At 37.3% G+C, this 22,096-nt stretch carries 13 protein-coding genes and 2 pseudogenes; 3 read left to right on the top strand and 12 right to left on the bottom strand.

Going from position 1 to position 22,096, the window contains the following annotated elements; genetic code table 11:
- Positions 1-227: 227 nt before the first annotated feature.
- Complete coding sequence (locus tag Q4493_RS02875) at positions 228-749, top strand: DUF3124 domain-containing protein (protein ID WP_303449267.1); 522 nt, start codon at positions 228-230, stop codon at positions 747-749.
- On the opposite strand, the gene Q4493_RS02870 is transcribed toward Q4493_RS02875, so the two are convergent.
- The 9 genes and pseudogenes from Q4493_RS02870 to Q4493_RS02830 all read right to left on the bottom strand — a co-directional run bounded on the left by Q4493_RS02870 (position 742) and on the right by Q4493_RS02830 (position 10,041).
- A complete protein-coding gene (locus tag Q4493_RS02870; RefSeq protein ID WP_303449266.1) occupies positions 742-2,721 on the bottom strand; it encodes an LTA synthase family protein in 1,980 nt (659 codons plus the stop codon). The two genes, Q4493_RS02875 and Q4493_RS02870, sit on opposite strands and share 8 nt — an antisense overlap.
- Positions 2,722-2,815: 94 nt before the next feature.
- Positions 2,816-3,562, bottom strand: a complete 747-nt coding sequence (locus Q4493_RS02865; protein WP_303449264.1) for an ABC transporter substrate-binding protein — start codon at positions 3,560-3,562, stop codon at positions 2,816-2,818.
- A gap of 21 nt (positions 3,563-3,583) precedes the next feature.
- Entirely contained in the window at positions 3,584-3,949 is a 366-nt protein-coding gene (locus Q4493_RS02860) for a diacylglycerol kinase (protein ID WP_303449263.1), read from the bottom strand.
- Positions 3,950-3,952: 3 nt separating this feature from the next.
- Complete coding sequence (locus Q4493_RS02855; protein WP_303449261.1) at positions 3,953-5,635, bottom strand: phosphoethanolamine transferase; 1,683 nt, start codon at positions 5,633-5,635, stop codon at positions 3,953-3,955.
- Between the two features lie 10 nt (positions 5,636-5,645).
- On the bottom strand, positions 5,646-6,029 hold the full coding sequence (locus tag Q4493_RS02850; RefSeq protein WP_303449259.1) for a hypothetical protein: 384 nt from the start codon (positions 6,027-6,029) through the stop codon (positions 5,646-5,648).
- Between the two features lie 316 nt (positions 6,030-6,345).
- Positions 6,346-7,764, bottom strand: coding sequence for a HAMP domain-containing sensor histidine kinase (locus Q4493_RS02845; RefSeq protein ID WP_303449258.1), 1,419 nt, complete (start codon positions 7,762-7,764; stop codon positions 6,346-6,348).
- Positions 7,764-8,438 (bottom strand): response regulator transcription factor, encoded by a 675-nt coding sequence (locus Q4493_RS02840; RefSeq protein ID WP_303449257.1) that lies wholly within the window; start codon positions 8,436-8,438, stop codon positions 7,764-7,766. The genes Q4493_RS02845 and Q4493_RS02840 overlap by 1 nt, the downstream gene beginning before the upstream one ends.
- Before the next feature lie 206 nt (positions 8,439-8,644).
- A pseudogene (locus Q4493_RS02835) lies at positions 8,645-8,956 on the bottom strand (hypothetical protein).
- 80 nt (positions 8,957-9,036) lie between these two features.
- The gene (locus tag Q4493_RS02830) at positions 9,037-10,041 is read right to left on the bottom strand and encodes a LacI family DNA-binding transcriptional regulator (RefSeq protein ID WP_303449255.1); all 1,005 of its coding nucleotides are present in this window, start codon (positions 10,039-10,041) and stop codon (positions 9,037-9,039) included.
- A 317-nt stretch (positions 10,042-10,358) separates the two neighbouring features.
- Here Q4493_RS02830 and Q4493_RS02825 point away from each other — a divergent pair, with 317 nt between their 5' ends.
- Together Q4493_RS02825 and Q4493_RS02820 are read left to right on the top strand one after the other, a co-directional pair.
- Entirely contained in the window at positions 10,359-11,621 is a 1,263-nt protein-coding gene (locus tag Q4493_RS02825) for a sugar MFS transporter (protein ID WP_303449253.1), read from the top strand.
- Between the two features lie 7 nt (positions 11,622-11,628).
- Positions 11,629-14,247 carry an exo 1,3/1,4-beta-D-glucan glucohydrolase gene (locus Q4493_RS02820; RefSeq protein WP_303449251.1) on the top strand — a complete coding sequence of 873 codons (2,619 nt, stop codon included), beginning with the start codon at positions 11,629-11,631 and terminating at the stop codon, positions 14,245-14,247.
- Between the two features lie 112 nt (positions 14,248-14,359).
- On the opposite strand, the gene Q4493_RS02815 is transcribed toward Q4493_RS02820, so the two are convergent.
- From Q4493_RS02815 to Q4493_RS02805, 3 genes and pseudogenes are all read right to left on the bottom strand, one after another.
- Positions 14,360-15,175 carry a polysaccharide deacetylase family protein gene (locus Q4493_RS02815; RefSeq protein ID WP_303449250.1) on the bottom strand — a complete coding sequence of 272 codons (816 nt, stop codon included), beginning with the start codon at positions 15,173-15,175 and terminating at the stop codon, positions 14,360-14,362.
- Positions 15,176-15,403: 228 nt separating this feature from the next.
- Entirely contained in the window at positions 15,404-18,382 is a 2,979-nt protein-coding gene (locus tag Q4493_RS02810; protein WP_303449248.1) for a TonB-dependent receptor, read from the bottom strand.
- A gap of 590 nt (positions 18,383-18,972) precedes the next feature.
- Positions 18,973-21,621: pseudogene (locus tag Q4493_RS02805) on the bottom strand (family 16 glycosylhydrolase); the annotation flags it as partial.
- Positions 21,622-22,096: the final 475 nt, after the last annotated feature.

Raw genomic sequence — 22,096 nt, 5'->3', positions numbered from 1 at the left:
TTATATTGCTTGTTATTTTATAGAATAGGGGAGTCGGAAAATTGCTATTGTATCATATTCAACTATTTTTCACTTGAGCCGTTCAGTATGGTTTAAATATTAATCACGCCCTAGTGCTTTTTGATCAATTACCAAGCAATGTAAGCCTGATGTTAATGACTTAATCTAACTTGCCGTTAATTCTCTTTCTTAATTATAATAACCAAAACCTTTAGGCCGCTCATATTATGAAAAATATCACCCTATTAGCTTTTACTTTACTTATTATCTTGTTACTTACAGCCGCTTGTGGGCAAGAAAAATTACCGGCTGAATCGAAAGTACTAGATTGGAAAGAACGCGTTGTTGATGTTAACGAAGCGCTTCCATTGCTTTCAGGAAGTTCTTATTTGTCTGTGTACTCTGCGGTTTATTTACATTCCGAAAATGATTTTAAAGAACTCTCTTCTACAGTAAGTATCCGTAACATCAACAAAAAAGATGCGATTTATATCAATAAGATCGAATACTTTAATACCCAGGGTAAGTTGGTTAAGTCTTTTATTAAAAATAGTATTTATGTACAGCCGATGGAAACAGTTGAAATTGTTATTGAACTTTCAGATACCGAAGGTGGCACAGGTGCTAATTTTGTGTTTGATTGGAGTATCAAGCCAAACTCAAATGAACCTTTATTTGAAGCCGTAATGATTTCTGCTGTTGGCAATAAAGGCTTTGGTTTTGTCACCCACGGCAAAAAAATTAATTAATCTGTTTTGTCGATAACGAATACCAGTAATTTTTATAAGCTAAGCTTCCCCATAACACATGCGCTAATGCGACATCTGAATGTTTAGGGTTGACCTGTTGTGGGAATAGTTTGTTTTGTTCATAGTCATATTTAAAATTTAAGGGTGCTTTACTGGGTTGGAGTATCGTTACTTCATCTTTCGTCATATAAGCGAAGTTTTCTGCATATTGCATCATTGCTCTGTTTGATGCATCTGAATTTGTCAGATCTTGTCCTAACATGGGAGAATCGTTATCAATGCCCATTAACGATAGAAGGGTTGGGGCTAGGTCAATTTGGCTAACAACTCGTTCATCAGAAATTGGTGCTTTACCTGAATTTAGGATCACTCCGGGTATATGAAAATTATTTATCGGAACCAACCCATTTCCCATTGCTCTTGCATCGTGATCTGCTACAACAAGAAATACCGTATCCTGCCAATATGGCTGTGTCTTTGCTTTTGCAATAAATTGTCCTAACGCATAATCTGCGTATTGTATGGCTTTATGGCGAAGGAGTTCTTTATCATCATATTGTTGTAATTGTTCATCACTGTATTGAATTGGTGAAACAATACCATTAGGTATTTCAAAGGGGTCATGGTTGCTTGAAGTAAAAATAAAGCTAAAGTAAGGCTTTTCTTCGTTATGGAGTTTAGTTAATTCAATATCAGCTTGATTAAACAAATCACCATCGCTTGCTCCCCAAGAGGCAACAAATTGCGGATTGTCAATATCATCAAAATCAACGATATCGGTAAAGCCATTTCCTAGAAAGAAACTTTTCATATTGTCAAAATGACTTTCACCTCCATAGATGAATTGACTTTGGTAGCCATTTTGAGTGAGTAATGAAGCAATAGTAAAAAAATCTTTTTGCGATTTATCTAGTTTTACAACGGCTCTAGATGGTGTTGGCGTAAAACCAGTGATTACAGCCTCTATGCCTCTAACAGAACGTGTGCCAGTTGCATATAAGCGTTTGAAAGCCCAACCTTCCTGATTTAATTTATCTATCTCAGGAGTAAGAGGAAGGCCACCTAGAGAAGATACATATTGAGCGCCCAAACTTTCTTCAAGAATGATGACTAAGTTTTTAGGTTTTCCTTTATAACTCGGTAAGCGCTTTGCAAGTGATGGAAATTTACTACTATTAAAACTATTGAAAGGTAGCCCTGTTTCTTGACGTACCAGCTTAATCACTTGGCTTTCATCCAACTTACCGTATAGCTTTGCGGCATTTTTTTCATCACCAAACTGATTAAGGGCATAGGCAACGCTATAAGTTGAGTTTAATGTCAGTGAGTTTATTAGTGGATCTGTCGAAAAATACACTAAGGCAGGGTTGATTGGGCGATGACCTACAGTGCCTCGCGCAGCGATAAAAATGACTAAAACGAGGATGATAGAAGCGGCAATTCTGTTTGTTACTTTCGTATCTGCTGTGTTTTCATTGCTTGATACAAGATGATGAGAAAACTGCCATAGTTTTTTTACAGGTAGTAACAATAAAGTGAACACGACAACTAAAGTCACTAAATGGCCATTGACTAGCATTTTTGTTACTTCATCAGGGTAAGCCAAATATTCAATAAATAACCTGTTAGGTCTAAAGCCATATTCATTGATAAATGCGGGTGTCGCTAATTCAAAAAACAGAATAACCATTAAGCAGATCAAAAACCAAACTCGCAAAGCAAATGACCAATAGTCTTGAAACCTAGTTTTTGACATCCAAGGATGTAAAAGTGCAGGGATCGCACATAAGTAACCAACGCTACTTAAGTCTATACGAAGGCCACTTGTGAAGAGGTTCCAAATACTGCTGAAATCATTGAATCTATCAAATTGCCAAATAGCGAATCCAGAGCGCATCAAGGTTAGGAACGCCATGATAGAAATAGAAAATAGGAATAATGGTCTAATAAAACTGTAGATAGAAGTAAACATCGCAATTCATTTGAGTAATAAAAACGATGTTTACTGTATTAAGTGAAACTTAAGAATTACTTAAAACAGACTTAATTTTTGTTTAAAAAAGCGCTTAATGTATTTTTTTTAATGCCGTATTAAATTTACTAATATCAACTTTATTTTTACGAAAAGCTAAAAATACAGGGAGTTCGTAGCTATCTATCACTAAAGCAGTAAAACTATTTTCAATTGAACTTACCTTGAGCAAATATTTTCCAACTTCATAACTTGTAATCACAGCTTCCAGTCTGTTTAGGCGGAGCATTTCAAATAATGCCTCATTCGAATGAAGTTTACGTATATTTGCCTGCGCTAAGTTGTGTGGAAGTTTTATTTCTTTGTGAAGATTAATGCCGCGGTGAACACCTATTTCTTTACCATTAAAATTAGTCTCTTCAAACGGAATACCTTTAGTGTAGAAAATAGCTATCTTGGTTATGTGCATAGGTTCAGAAGTGAATTCTAAATACTTCTCTCGATTTTTAAATTTGCCTAAAGAAAAGTAGCAATCATATCTGCCTTTTGATATTTCGTTTTTTAATCTTGACCAAGGGAGGTTATCTATAGAAAAATTAACCTCTAAATTTTTAGACAACTTATTAAGAATATCCATATCTAATCCACTAAAAGTATTATTTTTAGCATCATAAATTGTATAAGGGGGGTAGTGAGTGGTGGCGCATTTTAACGTGTCTTGAGCAGTAGAGTTAAAAGAAATTAAAAAAGCAAAAAGTATCAGAAGATTATTTCTCACAATTTGCAATTTTTCCGTTACTTTACCTAATTTAAAAGTTTCGATCGCTATCAATTTTGCCACATTTCATCATATTTTTTTATTTTATAGCAAAATTATAACCCAAACCCCACTACAAATTAAAATACTAATCAATACAGCGGCAGATCCCAAATCTTTAGCTAAACCAGATAAAGGATGAATTTCTAGGCCAATTCGGTCAACAATTGCTTCTATTGCGGTATTTAAAACTTCGGTAAAGATAATAAATAGTATTGAAATTATCAGTATTAACTGTTCTTTAAACGTAATATTGAATAAGCAAGTTAAAGCAATAGAGCAGGCAAGTAGCATTAGTTCTTGTCTAAAAGCGGCCTCATTATCAAGTAACCACTTGAATGCTCTCGTAGAGTTTAATGTTGCTAGATAGACTCTTTTAAGACCTTTAGGTTTGTTTTTATTATCAAACATGGATTAATTTACTCCTTGAGCGATTATTTCTGGTGTTGTCTTTACTGAAGCAATATCCATAGAACATTGCTTAAATGGATTGTTAATCGGTTGATAGGCTTTTGAGTTTATTGCCATTTCACCTAATAAAATATCGAATATATTATCATGGGATATAGGTTGTTCTTTGATGCTATTCAAACAGGCTAATTTTGCTTCGTGATGTATTTTATCTCCCCAGTAAATAAGCGGTACTTTTATCTGTTCTTGTGGTGCAAAGGCGTAAGGTAATCCGTGCAAATAAACACCACTTTCACCTAATGACTCACCATGATCTGAGATATAAATCATTGACGTTTTGGTGTTACTTTTATTACTCAACGTTTTAAGCTCGTTGATGACTTCAGACAATACTAAATCGGTATAAGCGATTGTGTTGTTGTAGGTATTGACAAGCTCGTCTTGAGTACAGTTTTGAATGTCGCTGCGTTGACAGTCTGGAGAAAATACACGTTCATTTTCTGGGTATCTCCGATAGTAAGTAGGGCCATGAGAGCCAATCATATGCAATACAATTAAGGTATTATTACTGGTAACGGAATGAAGTTTTTTTCTTAATTCGTCAACCAACACTTCATCGAAACAATACTCACCATCACATAATGAATATTTAGGATTAGTCGAAATCTGCTCCGTTTTTACCCGTGAGCATACGCCTTTGCAACTACCATTATTATTGCTGATCCAATACACTTCAGCTCCTGCCAAATGGATTAAATCAATGGCGTTTTGTTGTGCTATAGCGATTCTTTTATCGTAGTTATCTTTGTTTAACCTCGAAAACATACAAGGCACTGATACGGCTGTTGCTGTGCCACAGGAAGTAACATCTCTAAATGAGACTACGCCTAAGTCTTTAGTTAGATTATTGGTCGGTTTTTCATATCCATTTAAAGAAAAATTTTGGGAGCGTGCAGTTTCACCTAGTACTAATACAGTAATACTTTTAGCACTACCAATTTGCGAAATGGTGGGAGAAGTGTCTATTAGCTTAAATTTTAACGGTGGATATAAATAGTTTTTTCGCACATATTTAATTGTTGAATCAATCAAAGCATATGGTGTTAGGTAACCCACTAAATCGCGATTATTGCGGCCAACTGAGGCATAACTTGAGTAAAATACGATAGCAATAAGAAATATAACACCTACGCTGCCACTCAGTAATTTTGTCCGTGTGAAAAGTTCTCCCAAAAAAGAATTGTAAGTTAGTTGGACTTTGGCAATAAATAATGAAGGTGTTACTCCAAAAAATAGGAAAAATATGATAGCAGAAAAGTTAAAATAGGAAAGCGCTTCAGCCGTATCTGTTTCAACTGTATTTTGGATCATGCCATAGTCAAAAACTATCCCGTATGTCACTGTGCTATAAAAAATAACCGCCGACAATAAAACCATTAAGATGAGCAGCGGCTTTGTCAGCCACCGAAAGGATAAAAAGCATTGAATGAAAATAGACAATGTTAGTAAAAAAATGGGCACAGAGAATAAGAAAAACAGGTTGTAAGATTCAAGTGCCGTAATTGCTGCCGTTGTTTTACTTAAAAATGGGAAATTCAAAACAAAAGTGATGTATGAGCAGGTATAAATCACTAATTGATTGGTTGTCAGCTTAATATGGTTTAAATAATGGATGATTTTGAACACTTGGCTTGCCTTAGAAAGAATGCTTGGTGGTTATGCGAAACTCAACACCATTAGCATTGCCGTCAGATGTTAATGGTTTGATTATTTCGACATGAATGACACATGCGTCACTGGTTTGAGTCGAATAATACCGAGCACCAATTCCAACTGAAGTCATCCAAAAATCTGGGGTAGCGGTATTTTCTTTAAATGGATTGTTGATTTTTAAGTGAATATTCCAGCAACTCCATTTCCACACGGTATTTCTATCAGAGTGAATCTCTTTCGTATCTTCGATGTGAAAAAAGTTGCTCCAACTCGGTAGGAAAATCGTTAAAGGGTAAGTTAGGTTACAAATATTATTAGCAGTGAGTTCAATTTTATTCTTTTGACTACAAATAATAATTCTCTTCATAAAACCACCTCATCAGATTAAGGCTTTATGATATTTCTCTTAACTTAAGATTTGCTTAGCTCAAACTGATAAATGACATGATTTAGACTGAATTTAATAAAATTTAGGACTGTGCTTTTCTATTTTCAATTTAGAGCTCAGTTAAAATGAGCATAAAATTTAACATAGGGAAGTGTTTATTTACTTTTTTATTGAATATTAAAAGAGAAAGGAAATTATATTTATTAGTTATTAATTGTGTATAAAAGCTTTATTTGTAGTAGAAAATTTGGATATAAAGCAAGTGAAAGCAGAATGGGGTTAAGGAGCTTTTTCATCATAGCGACACAGTAAAGGTTATCGCCTTTTCAACGAGCGTTACAGAAACGCTTGCTCCTAATTTTTTACAATAGGACTTTACGATTGCTAATCCTAAGCCAAAGCGCTCGGTTGATGTTCGAGATTCATCTTTTTGCCATAAGGGATCAAAAAACATTTTTAAATCAGCTTCTTGGCATTCTTGGTTGCTAACATTTGAGATTTTTATGATTGCTTTTTCGTCTGAAGCTTTTGATATTAATACTTCAATCGCTGTGTCATTGGGACTGTAAAAAAATGCATTATTGATTAAATTCGAAAGCACAGTATCTAAAGCAAATCGATTCGTTTCAACAATAACAGGCGCTGCTTCGTGTTGAAATTTCACCTCTCTACGTTCTAAATTTTCTCGATTGATAATTTTATTGAGTAGTTCAATTACGTCCACTTTACTTTTTGGTAAATCATGCGAACTACTACTTTTTTGTAATAACATAATGCTATTTACAATATGCTTTAATCGAGAAGATATTTCGTACACATCATTAACAAGATTATCAGTAATTTGTTTTTCATGAGGGAACTTTAAGGCCACTTCACTCAAGCTTAAAAGCTCAGCTATTGGGGTTTTTAATTCGTGGGCAATATCAGAAGTTATACGTTGTTCCCGCAGATATAGGCTATGATTTTCTTTAATAAATTGATTAACTCCTTTCGCAATAGGAACGAGTTCTTGCGGTAAGGTTTCTACAGAGACTTCTAGGTTGTCAGAATTTAAATTTATCTTACTAAGTTGGGTGTTAAATTCATTTATCGGCTCTAAACTATTAGAAACAACAACTGTAACAATTTTTCTAACCGCAAATACGGCTAATATAGAAGTAATTATAAAAATAACATCAACAAACCATAGTACGTAGTCTAGTTCTTCAGTACTTAGTGCGTAAGCAAACTCCATCGGTTGCTGGTTTTTTGTAATTTCTTCTCTGGTTAGGCCTAACTGTTGTCTATGTTCAGATTCAATTTGTGGCAAAAACTTTGTATAAAGCATTCTGCCAGCCCTTCCATCAGGCAGTATGACATTTTGAAAAGTAGATTCTCCTAATTTTACATTTAGCCTTGGTAAGTCTCTGATTTCAAATAACTCTAAAGTATCAGAACGTTCAAACACTTTTTCTTTATACCAAAGTTGGAAGTATTCAGGATTTTCTTTTCCTTCAAATTCGGGCATAAATTCACCAGCGAAATCAAATTCTAACCCTTCCTCATCTTCTTCGACTAAAGTTTCTAGTAACCCTACCTTGTTAACCATTGCACGGTCGAACTGTTCACTGATCCAAGTATCAACACTTATATCTGTTGCTAATAAAATCGATACTAAAAGTAACGAGATAGAAATTGATAAATAGCGACTTAGTTTTTTATGAATTGAATTCACTATTGACTCTCAACAAAGTAACCAAAACCTCGTTTGGTTTTAATGGGAAGTTCATATCCTATCGCTTTAACTTTTTTACGGGCAGATGAAAGGTGAGCTTCTAAAGAATTTTTCGCAATAGCATCATATTGCCCTGCAAGATATTCGCTAAGTTTTTCAGGAGAAATGACTTTTCCTTGGTTGGTAAATAAACATTCAACAACTTTATATTCATTGGGTGTTAATTGAGCGTCGGTTTCACCACATTTGAGTAATTTTAAATGTAAATCTAAAGATATTGAACCAATATTAATCGTGTTATCGTTGACATTTAAACTACCTCTGCGCATTAAGCAAAGCAACCTGACATGTAGTTCGTCAAAAGAAAAGGGCTTGGTGAGATAATCATCAGCACCGTTAAGTAATCCCTCAACTTTATCTTCTGTAAGATCTTTCGCGGATAAAATTAAAACACGGATATCTATAGCCGCTTTTCGAATAGCCTTTAATATCGACGTACCGTCTACTGAAGGCAGCATTAAGTCTAATATCAGTAAAGAATAGTCACCAGCTAATACCATACTCAAACCTTCGGAGCCATCTCCTGTGTCATCAACGGTAAAACCTAAGTTTGATAGCCCAACTTTTAAGCTTCGCCTTAGTGATGTAGAGTCTTCGATAATTAAAACTTTCAATGCAATATGCCTTTGAATAAATATAGTTCAGAGTATCGCGTTAAACTTAAGATTAGCTGAATTTACACTTAATATTTCATTTTCTTTTATTAAAGCTTCCTACTTTCCCGCTGATTTTTCACCTTTAACTATAACTCAGTAAAGTTTCAATTATTACAATGATGTTAGATTTATGCGAGTGTGAGTTTAGTGAGCGCTGTCTTCGTTCATCGTTTATGTTTATTGTTGTATTGATTGAATGTTGCTGTATTAACCCGCAATAAATTAGGGGCTGTTGATCTTTCGAGATTGTTTTTGCCGCATTTTCTTGGGTATTTATACAAGGCAGAGCCTTTGTAATAGAGTTGTTCCACATAAAAAGGCAATAAAGACTTTATGCTCCTGCAAAGTCACCTTACCCCACATCCTTGTGGGGCAACGCCGTTAAAAATGACCAACAAACGCTGTCCGAAGGATTCGGCTAAAATCGTTTTACGCTTTGTTGAGTAGTATTTGCTTAGAATGACTAGGCTACACACTACTTGCCGCGATTAAATCGATTTTATCTCGAACAAAATTTAACCGCGAAAGATCAACAGCCTCTAGCCGAAAATTAAAATTAGGTCTTATTTTTTGTGATCGATTCTCTGACTATTAATTCTGGCGTGAATTTATTATTGACGAATACCTCTGTGTGTTTATAAACATTTTTTAATATCCATTGTGCTGACATTTTAGCCATTTCATTAATTGGATAGTTCATAGTGGTTAATTCTGGGTGAAGATAATTAGCAAAGTAGACGTTATCAAATCCTATAACAGAACAATCTTGCGGAATTAACATTTTGTGATCTCTTAAGCCTTTCATGGCACCAGAGGCCATTTCATCATTTGCACAAACTGCTGCAGTAAAGGGTTTATTTGTTTTCAGGAGATGATCTATACCTACGCGTCCACTAGTTGTTAAAAAATCGCCTTGATAAAACAACTCCTCATCAAACTTTAAATTAGCTTCATTTAAGGCTCTTTTATGGCCATTTAAACGTTCGTTTGCATCTTGTTTAAAGAGTGGGCCAGAAATATAAGCTAAGTCTTTATGCCCTTGTTCAATAATATATTTAGTCGCTAAATATCCGCCGAGCTCATTGTCTATATAAAAGCATTTGTCTTTAATTTCAGGGATCAAGCGGTTTAAGATCACTACAGGAGTTGAGCCTTTTGATAACTCAATTAGAAACTCATCTGAGAGTGAATCAATTAAAATGATTATGGCGTCACAGTTACGGTCAATTAAAAAATTAATACCGTCTTTTTCACTTTGTTCGACACTATGCCCTGCTGTTACTACTGCATGCTTGCCTGCTTTTCTAAGTTCCATTTCAATACTACTAAGCATTTCCCCGTAGAAAGGGCCATGTAATTCAGAAACTAATACACCAATACTGTTTGAACGGTTCGAGGCTAGTGAGCGTGCTACGCTATTAGGGCGATAACCTAATTCATTCATCGCTGCCATGACTTTTTGTTTAGTCTTTTCACTGACATGCTCATGATCATTTAGCACCCTAGAAACGGAAGATAATGAAACACCTGCTAATGCTGAAACTTCGTAAATCGTCGCCATGATTACCCTTTAGCGTATTGTGATATTTTGCCCGTAGACTTTAACATGAAAGTTCAATGCTTAACTAGTAAGAGTTAGTGTTGTGCTTGGTCCGGCATACTTATTTAATATGACATAATTTACCAAAAATTGGAAGCGCTTCCAAAAACTTGTAAAAATCATTGCTTTTTGTTTTTTAAGAGGACAAAATGGAAGCGCTTCCAGTTTTGTCAATTAAGCTAAAGTGAAGCTGAAGTAAAAATAACACAACAAGCTGAGTACTAATCAGTGAAAACATAATAACGTGAGAAAGGTGGGGAAAATGTTAGGAGAAAATAATGGCTAGTGTATCCATACAACCAGGTGAGCTTGAACCAGTTAAAAAAAATGATAATGACAATTATGCTTTTGCGCTAACCTCTTTAACGTCATTATTTTTTATGTGGGGCTTTATCACTTGCTTAAATGATATTTTAATTCCTCATTTAAAAGGTGTATTTGATTTAACTTACAGTCAAGCAATGTTGATACAGTTTTGTTTTTTTGGTGCTTATTTTCTCGTCTCAATACCTGCCGGCGCTTTAGTAAAAAGAATCGGTTTTCAAAAAGGCATAGTATTAGGATTAATCATCGCGGCCGTTGGCTGTTTAGGTTTTTATCCAGCCGCTTTAATCCATAGCTATGCAGTGTTTCTTTTTGCTTTATTTATTTTGGCCAGTGGCATTACTATTTTGCAGGTGTCAGCGAATCCTTATGTGAGTATTTTAGGAAAACCTGAAACGGCTTCATCAAGATTAAATCTTACGCAGGCGTTCAATTCTTTAGGTACCACCATCGCGCCTTTTTTTGGCGCATACCTTATTTTAGAACAAGTTGCAGAAAGTATGTCTGCAAGTCAACAAGCGGAATCAGTACAGCTGCCTTACTTGATCTTAGCGGGTATGTTACTCATGCTTGCGGCCATTTTTGCGTATATTAAATTGCCTACGGTTGAATATGCACAAGACTCTCAGGAAAACCACAATATTTCTGGGAGTGCATGGCAGTATCGTCACCTTGTGTTGGGGGCTATTGGCATTTTTGTTTATGTTGGCGCAGAAGTAGCTATTGGTAGTTTTTTAGTGTCATTTTTAAATGATCCCAATATCGCAGGCCTAGAAGAGTCACATGCTGCTAAGTATATTGCGTATTTTTGGGGCGGAGCTATGGTGGGCAGGTTTATCGGTGCCGCTGTTATGCAAAAGCTACCGGCTGGTAAAGTGCTAGCATTTAGTGCCATGGTCGCGGTGATTTTTATTGCGAGTGCCATGATGACATCTGGGCACATTGCTATGTGGTCAATCTTATTAGTTGGTTTTTGTAACTCAATAATGTTTCCTACCATTTTTAGCTTAGCTATTACGGGCCTTGGAAAACATACTAGCCAAGGTTCTGGGATTTTATGTCTTGCAATTGTCGGTGGCGCAATTATTCCATTAATTCAAGGGGTATTGGCGGATAATCTTGGTCTTCAAAATTCATTTTTCTTACCGATAATTTGCTATTTATTTATCGCTTTTTATGGTCTGTCAGGCAGTAAGCCTGTATCAAATAAGGCTTGAGGTTAATATGTCTATTAAAATTAATATTAAAAATCGCTTCATCAACTCAGTATTATTTGTCGCTATTACAGCTACTTTAGCGGCGTGTAATAATGATAAAACACAAACGATAACTGAACATGATGTAAGCCAGCAACATGAAAACCAGCTTGCAGAGCAAAACACAGCGCAACAATCGGGTAAAAATTTGGCAATTTGGCCAAAATTAGACATTGCCGTGAAACAAGATCCTCATGTTGAAGCGAAAGTGTCAGCACTGTTGAAAAGTATGACATTAGAGCAAAAAGTCGCGCAAATGATCCAACCGGAAATTCGTGATATTTCTGTCGAAGATATGCGCCAATATGGTTTTGGCTCTTATTTAAATGGTGGTGGAGCTTTTCCTGATAACAATAAGCACGCGACACCGGCTGATTGGATAAAACTAGCTGAGTCGATGTATCAAGCATCAATAGATGATTCATTAGATGGCAGTAAAATTCCAACTATGTGGGGAACTGATGCCGTTCATGGCCATAATAATGTCATTGGTGCGACGTTATTTCCTCATAATATAGGTTTGGGGGCGGCGAATAACCCTGAACTTATTGAAGCTATCGCTGCAATCACTGCTAAAGAGGTGATGGTAACCGGCATTGATTGGGTGTTTGCGCCTACGGTTGCCGTTGTTCGTGATGATCGTTGGGGCAGAACGTATGAAGGGTATTCTGAAGATCCTGAAATCGTCAGACATTATTCTGCTGCAATTGTCAAAGGCCTTCAAGGAGCCGCAGAGCAAGACTTTTTAGGAGATGAGCGCGTTATTAGTACCGTTAAACATTTTCTGGGCGATGGCGGTACGGAAGCTGGTGATGATCAAGGTGATAACCTAGCGACTGAACAGGCGTTATTTGATATTCATGCCCAAGGTTATGTTGGTGGATTATCTGCAGGCTCACAATCGGTAATGGCCTCGTTTAACAGTTGGCATGGCAAGAAAAATCACGGTAATAAGTACTTACTAACTGATGTGTTAAAAAACCGTATGGGGTTTGATGGTTTTGTTGTTGGTGACTGGAATGGTCATGGTCAAATTAAAGGTTGTACTAACGAAAGTTGTCCGCAATCTATTAATGCCGGTTTAGACATTTTTATGGTACCAACTAACGCATGGAAACCTTTATATGAAAACACCATTGCGCAAGTAAAAAGTGGTGAAATTAAACAAAGCAGAATTGACGATGCAGTGAGCCGAATTCTACGTGTAAAAGTAAGAGCGGGTCTGTTTGATAAACCTAGCCCAGCAAAGCGTAAACTATCGGGTAAAACAGCACTTATTGGTGCTGATGAACATAGAGCCGTTGCACAGCAAGCCGTGAGAGAATCTTTAGTGTTATTGAAAAATAACGAGAACCTTTTACCGTTAAGTCCCCATCAACATATTTTAGTGACCGGTGATGGTGCAGATAATATAGGTAAACAATCTGGTGGTTGGACGATCACTTGGCAGGGCACAGGTAATAACAATGCTGACTTCCCTGGTGGTAGTTCTCTTTATGATGGTATTAAAGAAAAGGTTGCTAAAGGTGAAGGAACCGTTGAGCTAAGTGATGATGGTTCATTTAAGCAAAAACCTGATGTTGCTATTGTAGTTTTTGGTGAAGAGCCATATGCCGAAGGTAATGGTGATTTAAATAACCTTGAATACCAACGAGGTAATAAACAAGATTTAGCTTTATTGAAACGATTACAAGCACAAGGCATAAAAGTGGTGTCGGTATTTATTAGTGGTCGTCCATTGTGGGTAAATGCCGAATTAAATGCCTCTGATGCTTTTGTCGCGGCATGGTTACCTGGCTCTGAAGGTAAAAGCGTTTCAGATGTTTTATTTACCGATAATAATGGTGAAGTGGTTTATGACTTTACCGGTAAGCTTTCTTTCTCTTGGCCAGCGAGCGCTGATCAAACCACGGTTAATCGTTTTGATAAAGATTATCAGCCGCTACTCCCTTATGGTTTTGGCTTGAGTTACGCGAAAAGTACGCCGAAAGAGCAACAACTTTCAAACCAGTTAAATGAAACATCAAAAGACACTTCACAGTCGTTGTCTGAGTTAACAATTTTTGAATTAGCGGTGAAAAAACCATGGCATGTTGCGTTACAGTCAGGTGATAAGTCTGCCAATATTACTTCTACTGTTCAACATTTCGGCGCTGTTTCTTTAAGAACCTTAGATAAAAATATTCAAGAGGATGCCCGAACACTCACATTTAATGGTAATGATCTGGCTAGCTTGCATATATTTAGCAGTTTTCCAGAAGATTTAAGGGCTTTCCATGAAGCAAAATCAGCTTTAACTTTTAATGTAAGACTTGAGCAGATACCAACAAGTGCGGTTAATATTTCGATGATTTGTGAGAATGGTTGCAATAGTTCGGTTGATATTAGCGGTTTACTTAAGTCTGACGCGTTAAATAAATGGCAACCATTAAGTATTGATTTAGCGTGTTTTAAAGAACAAGGGGCTGATTTTGCTAAAATTATGTCGCCATTTCATTTATCGACTGATGGAAAATTATCACTCAGCTATTCACATATCGGCGTTATTCCTAATAGTGCAGAGCAAGCGTCGATAAGCTGTCAATAAATTGAAAGGATAGTCATTGTTTCTTCCCCAGGACAATGGCTATCTTTTTTCATTCATTTCTTCTTCTCTTTTCTCTTATTCGTTTGACTAATACTTGGTTGATGAGATTAGGTTAGTGATTACTTTTCGCCAAATATTGACTAATGTTTCGATAGGTATCAACCCAATAATCTTTTTTATTTTTTGATAAATAAGCTAATAAAGTGCTGTGCGCTTTATTAGAAACACTTAAATGATCGCCACCAATCCCATGGAACGTAATATGAGCAATTGTGCCGTATTTTTTAGCTTGTTTGACATAGTCAATTAATGCCTGACCTGTGACATTACTAGGAGCCATGAAGGGGGCATTAAAGCGATCAAATGTGGTCATATTTTTGGCTGGCTGACCAACATGTGATTTTATGCCGATAAAACTATCTTGTAACGCGTGCACATAATTTTTATTTTCGACGATTTGATCGGTACAAGGTACCGTAAAGGTACGGAGTTTTTCGCCATCAATCGCTTGTAAAAAACTATTTGCCGTCTGTATTTCTTGAATGATGGCCAAGAAAAACTTTTTATCCAGGTCGTTATGCGCTGGTACCCATTCTCTGCCCGGTAAAGAGCCACGACAAGCATGATTAATCGAGTGATTACCTAATTCATAACCGAGTTTGGCCAGCGCTCGCCATTCATTTAACCGAGTTGAGATAGTGTTTGATGTTAAGGATAAATAAAATGTCGCTTTTATATTGTGTTTAATCAAAGCGGGAAGGGCATTATCTAATTGGCTATCCAACGCGTCATCATAAGATAAACTCACCGCAGCTTTGGCGTTATTCGGCCATTTAAAATGAGTTTCTGCTTGTGAGTCAGTATTTATTAATAGTGTGCAAACAAGCAATATTTTGACGTATATCACTGAATCAAAAATTATTTTCATCGTAAATAATAACTCTCATAAAAGTAGTAAACTTTGGCTGTGCTGAGGATTCACCTTAGCAAAAATGTATCTGTGGATTATCTTAACCTAACGGCATGATAAAATTAACACGCAAGATAATTTAAGCGTTTAGTTGTAATAACATAGCGACTTAATGAAAATTTGCGAAATTTAAACAAAAAAAGCCACTAGTAATATAGCGGCTTTGAAAGGGAGATTAACTATTGGTTATTTAAAACTGTAGCGCATGCCTAAGGTATACCTTGAGCCATATTGGCGAGCAAAAAGGAACTGCTCTTCATAGCGACCAAAGCCTTGTTCTGTTTCATTATTCAGATTTAACCCTTCAAAAAATACCGTGAAGTTATCATCGATATCATAGTTGATACTCATATCCACTTGACCAAACTCTTTGGCAAATTGCGGAGGATTATCAGAAGAACCTTGCGCTTGTCCCACACCGATTAAGTATTCATCACGCCATGCGTAAGTCACTTTCACCGATAATGCTTCTTTTTCATAAAACAATTGAAAGTTAGCTGAATCACTTAAGCCAGTTAAAGGCGTTTGTGGTTCTAATTCGGATACAGAATCAACCTTAGTGATATCATCAACATCAAACTCAACATCACCATCAACAAAAGTTGCATTTGCACCAAAGCCAAAGCCGGTATCACCAAAGAAGTGTTGTATCGCTAACTCAAAGCCATCTACTACTTTGTTGTCTGGCGTATTAAATGGACGAGTAATATCCCATTGCATTAATGGATCATCACCCGCTGGCGTCAAATAGCCCTGCTCATTTAACGTGGCGCCATTTAGCTGCATTTGTGCAAATATTTCATCGTTAGTTGGACTGCCACCTAAATCCGCAACGGCTTGATTCCATCGTGCCCCTTGATAAATTTCACGCATATCATCAATTGATGTCGTGACTGTTTGGCTACTGATAAAATTCTCTACATCTTTTCTAAAATAACCGACAGCGGCATAACTACCTTCTGCGTAATAATATTCTAAAGAAAGATCGAAATTGGTGGCTTCATAAGGTAATAAGTTAGTGTTACCTTCACTACCAATGCGAGAATTAGGTCGAGTACTTGCTCCTAATGATCTACCACCTGCTAAATTACCTAAAGGTGCACGAGTAATGGTTTTACCCCAAGAAGCACGTGCAACAAGGTCTTCGGTAAGGTCTACTTTAGCATCTAGCATAGGGAGGAATACATCATGCTTACCTTCAAGCGATAAAATAGTATTGTCACCTGATTGGTATTGAGTATGCCATTCACTACCACCTTTCCACCACACTTCTGTAGGAATAGGCTGTAAGACATTACTTGTTACATCAGTTTCTTCGTACCTGAAACCTACATTTACTTGTACTGGAAAATCAGCAATTTCAAATTCCCAAAATGAAGAAGCATAAATACTGGTGGTATCTTCATCAACAGAGCCTTGTGTGATCACACTACCATCGCGGTAAGGGTCGGTACTAAAGTAATCATCGCCTAATAAATCACTGTTTAAAAATGCTTCTGAACGGGCAACAGCTTCATCAAAATCAAAGCTATAATAATAGCCAGCGCCCATTGCATTATCACCATTTGAAAATTGATCTAAAAAGCTATCGGTGGTGTTGTATTCAAACATACCGTCTGGGAAAGCCGCAGAATAGTTGGGATTAAATAAAAATCCGCCAATTAAGCCGCTCCAAGCGCTAGAGCCTCCAATTGATTGCTCGGTGCGGGCAAGACCTACTTTAACTGATATTAGTGATGAATCATTGGGGTTTTCCCAAGCGCCATCTATTTGTAGTTGCTCTATTTCAGATTTACCTGGGCTGTGAATAAATTGACTAAAATGAGAGTCCATTTCACCAGGCGATAAGGTAGTTGTGCCATTTTTCCAAAAGATTGTCCCTTGTGGAATATCACCGGTTCTAAAGTCATAATGTTTGCTTACTAATTGATCTGAGCCAAACACTAAAGAGCCGGTACCGTCCATGCCTGAATCTTTACCGTTATCGGCTTTGTTTTCTGAATTATGATAATCAAAAGATACAGAAATATCGTCAGTAGCAGCCCATTCAATATTAAAACCTATCGACTTTTCATTGGTTTCTGTAGTATCGCGATTGGCAGTATAAGAGCCATCATTACCGGCTAAATCAGCGAATAATACGGTACCATTTTCGTCCAATTCATAGGCTTTGATGTTGCCACCATAATCATGCCATTGCCCCCAACTAATCCCGTTATTTCCGGTGATTGATTGGCCCATAGTGTAATCAAGCGTTAAAATAACACTTTCAATAGGAGCATACTGAAACGTGACATTGGCGTTGGTTCTTTCTCGTTGAACATCTGTGATACCGTACCCCATATTTCGAGGGAAGAAAGCACCAGCAGCGGCATTTGCATCACGATTATCAACGACTTTGTCTGCATCTAATGAGGGTAATTGGGCGTTAGACTGATATTGCCAGCCTTGAATTCCTGCCCATTGTTGTTGAAAGTCTCGTTCTTGATGAGAAAAAGCAATTGAGAAGCCAAAAGTGTCATCTTCATAAGTATTACTATACATACCTGAAAACTCAGGAGTTAAATCATCACCTTCTACATTAGAGGTGTCATGAATTCCTTTACCTGAGATGACAAATTTTTCACCTGGGCTACTAAATGGTTTCATGGTAACAATATTAACCGTTGCCCCAAGACCACCACTTGGATTTTCAGCGCGAGCCGTTTTATGTACTTCAAGCGAGCTAACGCCATCTGACGATAAATTTTCCAAACTGTATGAACGTGAATTACCTGTACCTGGCATTTGACGGCCATTTAAAGTAATCAAGTTAAAGTCAGGGCCAAAACCACGAACGGTAATTTGACTACCTTCACCGTTTGAACGACTGACAGAAACGCCAGTAATACGCTGTAAAGATTCAGCAAGGTTAGTGTCAGGGAACTTACCCATATCTTCAGCTGAAATCACATCCATAACGCCTGAGGCACTTCTTTTTAATGCCATTGAGCGCGTTAAACTGCTCATGATGCCAGTCACTTCAATAATTTCTATTTCAGAATTTTTATCTGCATTAGTTAATTGTTCAACTTCTGCCGCAGATAACTGGTGCGTTAACCCTGTTGCTAAAATGGCTGATATGCAAGTAGCTAAACGCTTTTTAGAATATTTTGATTGTTTCATTTTAACCTACTTTCTTAAAATTAGTTTAATTAACGTCGGCTTTTTCAGCCGAACAGTTTTTTTTAATTACGTGTCTACGGAGCTGTTATCGCAACATTATCTATTCGATAAACAGCGCCATCACCCGTTCCCCAAGCAGGGAAAACCATCAATACATCAATTGCGCTGATATCTAAGCCAGCATCAAAGAGTGCTTGTAAAGAAAAGGTATAGGTTTGCCATTCACCAACCACAGGCGTTTGTCCTTCTTGACTGGCAGAAAGCGCTAATTCAACGGCTGAAGATGCATCGCCAGCTTCAATTTTAAATAACCATGTTGAGCTTGAATCAAAAGGAGCTGAAACCACTTTCATATCAAAGGTCACGGCGCCATTTTGTAGCATTGAACTTGCGTCATAATAAACATCATCATTGGCTAAAAAACCCATCACTGTTGGCGCTGAGCCAATAACAAATTCAGCAACCATCCCATGACTCGCATCATCTTCTTCTTCGGTAGGTGTTGAGCCTCCACAACAGTCCCAAATAGGCCATTCATCATGTTGTGAATTATCGTAAATGGTTAATCCTTTTGGTGCTGGAACACTTGTAGGATCATAAATCATGACATTATCTAAACGGTATGTAGCGCCATCGCCAGCTCCCCAAGCAGGAAATACCATCAGTACGTCTATTTGACTAATATCTAAACCGGCATCAAATAATGACTGTAATGAATAAGTATAAGTTTGCCATTCACCAACCACCGGATTTGCCCCTTCCTGACTCGCAGATAAGGCTAGTTCAACAGCACTTGAGGCATCTCCAGCTTCAATTTTAAATAACCAAGCTGCACTTGAATCAAAGGGGGCGTTAATAACTTTCATTTCAAATTGAACAACACCGTTGGCTAATAAGGCTGAAGCATCAATATAGACATCATCGTCAGCTAATAAGCCCATCACGGTAGGTGAAGCACCAATAACAAATTCTGCCGTTAAGCCATGTTCAGTATCATCATTTTCAATGGTTGGAGTAGTGCCACCACAACAATCCCAAATACTCCATTGTTCTTTAGCTTGGTCATCAAATAAGACAAAACCACTAAAGCCACTTGCTGCGTTTGGATCATATATTTTTACGTTATCCACACGGTAAACAGCACCATCGCCAGCGCCCCATGCAGGAAATATCATCAACACATCTAACGCACTAACATCAAGGCCCGCATTTGCTAAGTCTGCTAAATTAAAAGTATAGGTTTGCCATTGGTCGGCTACAGGACTTACCCCTTCAACACTATCAGATAAAGGTAACTCTACAGCGGATGCGGCATTGTCAGCTTCAACTTTAAATATCCAGGCCGCACTTGCATCGTTTGGCATGGCGGTGACTTTCATTTCAAATTGCACAACGCCATTGGCTAGAATGCTGGTCGCATCAAAAGGAGCAGGAGTCGTAGTATTTTCTTCACGTGAAATAAAGCCCATCACTGTTGGATTTGCACCAATAGCAAACTCTGCGACGTTACCGTGTTCATCATCATCTACTTCCACGGTTGGCGTAGAGCCACCACAACAATCCCACATTGGCCAACTGGTATTTTCATTATCACTAAAGATAGTGAGCTCAGGAGAGGCACCAACGTCACCTTCAATTGCTAAATTAGTAATGTGATAAACAGCACCTTCGCCAGCGCCCCAATCAGGAAATACCATAACAACATCAATAGCACTTAAATCTAAGCCTTTATCTGCAAACGCTGATAATGGGAAGGTATAAGTTTGCCATTGCCCAACAACAGGGTTAACACCTTCAAGGCTTTCATTTAATTTAAAATCTGCTGCTGTGCTTGCTTCATTACTTTCTACTTTAATATTCCACGCTGCACTTGCTGCAGGAGCAGAAACTAATTTCATGTCAAAAGTAATAACACCATTTAAATCTACAAGCGGGGAGGCATCAAAAGGTGTTCCTTGACCGTTTGAGTCGGTGATAAATTCTTCTCTGGAAATAAAGCCAACTACCGTTGGATTTGCACCGATAACAAATTCAACAACGTCGCCTTTGTCTTCATCAGTGATAATGGCAGGAGTTGAGCCACCACAACAATCCCATGCTGGCCAATTAGGGTTCAAAGAGCCCGAGAAAATGGTGAGGTTTTTAGCTTCACCGGTAGAAGGTAGGGTAGGAATTGGCGCTTTACCTTCAACAAGTGCATCTTCTAAATCATCATAGCCAGATCTAACGGTTTCACAGCCTTTACCGGTTTCAGGGTTTTGTTGACATTGATAAACGCGGATATAATCAATTTCGAAAGTTTGACCTGCTGCAAATGCGCTGGCATCAATGCCTAAGTCATTGGTATTTTCAGCCCAATCACCGCCAACAGCGTTATTTAAAATCATGTAAAATTCTTGATCGTATGGTGCATTATCCCAATGAGTAGTTAATTCACCCGTTGTTTGATCAAAGTATTCTGCAAACCAACCTTTATGCGATAAGCCCACAGCTTCATCTTTACTGTTATATCGTACTTCAGATTTACGTTGGGTTGCATATAAGTAGCCATCTACATACCAACGAATTTCACCTTCTTGCCATTCAATCGCATACACATGAAAGTCGTCTGCTGGATTTATGCCATCAGGCAAACTGTATGACGCACCTGAATGAGAGTTATTCGGCCATTCTTTACCGTAATGTAAAGTACCGTGAACGTTATTTTCAACAACACCTTCGTCGTTGACCGTTTTTAAATTAACTGTCTCGAGGATATCAATTTCGCCTGATTTTGGCCATCCACCATAAACTTCGTTGGTTGGCATCATCCAAAAGGCAGGAAAACTGCCTTGGCCGTACGGCATTTTTGCTTTTATTTCAAAGCGACCATACTTAAAATCTGCTTTATTTTTACTGATCATACGTGCTGAGGTATATGGCAATTCAGCACCCTCTGCTGCAGGTAACGCAACTAATTTCAGCGTTCCATCACTAACATAAGAGTTTTCAGAGCTTTCGGTATAACATTGTTTTTCATTATTACCGCCCCCCCAACAATTTACTTCATGGGTCCAGTTTTGACTATCAATGGCTTCACCATCAAATTCATCACTCCAAACCATTTGCCAATCACTGACAGGTTGTTGTGGATCTACTTTACTAGAATCAGTTTCAGTTTGAGCACCACCACATCCTAATAACGACATTGTCGATACTAAGATGAACAATGGTGTAAAACTTTTTGAAATTTTTATCATTATGTCTCCCCCGATTAATCTAAGCTCTTTTTTTATTTTTTTGGAAGCGCTTCCAGTTTTACTTAAAAAAACACTCGTTCTTTTCTGGAAGCGCTTCCATAAATTAAGTCAGATTTATATTTAGGTCAAGTATAAACTACCAAAAAATGCAACTAAATTAGAGCTTATACTCTTATGATGTGATGAAACTATGCTTGCTAAGTGAGTTAGAAATATATTTATATTAGAGAACTTAATGTGAAAATCAGTAACAGGAGCGAGTGATGATAAAAGAAAATATCGCTTTTAAGAACGACTACCATTTATAAGAAAAGCCGTATTGGTTGCGGGAAACATGCTATTTACTCACTCTAAGCTCGGATTATCCCAAGTCTAGGGTGAATAAATGGCGAAAAGTGTATATGCAACCCGTAGGAAAATATTGTTACGCTTGCTTTTTATAGCTTAAATAATGAAATAAACGCATATTATCGAG

The sequence above is a fragment of the Colwellia sp. 1_MG-2023 genome (genome assembly GCF_030546755.1).
Lineage (GTDB): Bacteria > Pseudomonadota > Gammaproteobacteria > Enterobacterales > Alteromonadaceae > Thalassotalea_H.
The sequence above is the reverse complement of the archived record's forward strand: the minus strand, read 5'-3'. Positions and strand labels throughout refer to the sequence as shown.

Bases quoted from the DNA above. Each gene is read 5' to 3' on its own strand.
- Q4493_RS02850 (WP_303449259.1), bottom strand. From the start codon at position 6,029: ATGAAGAGAATTATTATTTGTAGTCAAAAGAATAAAATTGAACTCACT.
- Q4493_RS02860 (WP_303449263.1), bottom strand. From the start codon at position 3,949: ATGTTTGATAATAAAAACAAACCTAAAGGTCTTAAAAGAGTCTATCTA.
- Q4493_RS02825 (WP_303449253.1), top strand. From the start codon at position 10,359: ATGGCTAGTGTATCCATACAACCAGGTGAGCTTGAACCAGTTAAAAAA.
- Q4493_RS02875 (WP_303449267.1), top strand. From the start codon at position 228: ATGAAAAATATCACCCTATTAGCTTTTACTTTACTTATTATCTTGTTA.
- Q4493_RS02870 (WP_303449266.1), bottom strand. From the start codon at position 2,721: ATGTTTACTTCTATCTACAGTTTTATTAGACCATTATTCCTATTTTCT.
- Q4493_RS02815 (WP_303449250.1), bottom strand. From the start codon at position 15,175: ATGAAAATAATTTTTGATTCAGTGATATACGTCAAAATATTGCTTGTT.
- Q4493_RS02810 (WP_303449248.1), bottom strand. From the start codon at position 18,382: ATGAAACAATCAAAATATTCTAAAAAGCGTTTAGCTACTTGCATATCA.
- Q4493_RS02830 (WP_303449255.1), bottom strand. From the start codon at position 10,041: ATGGCGACGATTTACGAAGTTTCAGCATTAGCAGGTGTTTCATTATCT.
- Q4493_RS02820 (WP_303449251.1), top strand. From the start codon at position 11,629: ATGTCTATTAAAATTAATATTAAAAATCGCTTCATCAACTCAGTATTA.